General features: G+C 48.8%; 1 protein-coding gene. It reads right to left on the reverse strand.

Going from position 1 to position 813, the window contains the following annotated elements:
* Positions 1 to 813 (reverse strand): glycoside hydrolase family 2 TIM barrel-domain containing protein (locus KIV40_RS30065; protein WP_285352934.1); only part of this gene is annotated, 813 nt, incomplete at both ends.

An 813-nucleotide genomic window follows, 5' to 3' on the forward strand; every position in this document is an offset into this window, starting at 1 on the left:
TGCTCGGTTGCGGTAACGTGACCTTTACTTGCCCACTTAGTACCTTGATGTAATCTCACTTCTAGATTTAGGTGGTTGAGCGCATTGGCCTTTTGAGGAAGCACAATGCCATCTAACTCAATCTGAATGCTCGACTCTGGTTCTAACAACAGTTCAATGCTGCCACAACTTTGCTCTTCTCCATCTTGAGCAATCGACCAATAAAGGGTTTCTTTATCACTTGAGCAAAATAGGTTCTCGCTGCGCACTTCAATCACCAAAGGCTCAGTCGATATCAGAGCGAATTGATAAAACTGCTGCGCCTTTTTTACCTCGTTCAAGCTCGGGTGCAGAGTTCGGTCTGGGAACACCAATCCATTGATACAGAACTGACGGTCATTAATCTCATCACCAAAATCGCCACCATACCCCCAATAAGGCTTGCCTTGTACGTCGGTTTTGGTGATGCCTTGGTCAACCCAGTCCCAAATAAATCCGCCTTGCAGCCTTGGATTATCGCGAAAGGCTTGCCAGTATTTATCAAAGCTACCTAGGCTATTGCCCATCGCGTGTGCGTACTCACATAAGATCAGCGGACGCTGCTCATTCGGCAATGCGATCGCTTTGCGAATTCCAACACGCGGCGTCACCTCTGGTTGATGAGCAACGACAGGTAAATCCCAATCCACTCGCGCATACATAGGGCACAGAATATCGGTAGCTGCGGTATCCGCCCCACCTCCTCCATATTGAACTGGTCGAGTTGGGTCACTCTGTTTAACCCACTGGTAGAGCGCATGATGGTTGCGCCCTACCCCTGACTCATTGCCAAGT

The organism is Vibrio sp. D173a (assembly GCF_030248475.1).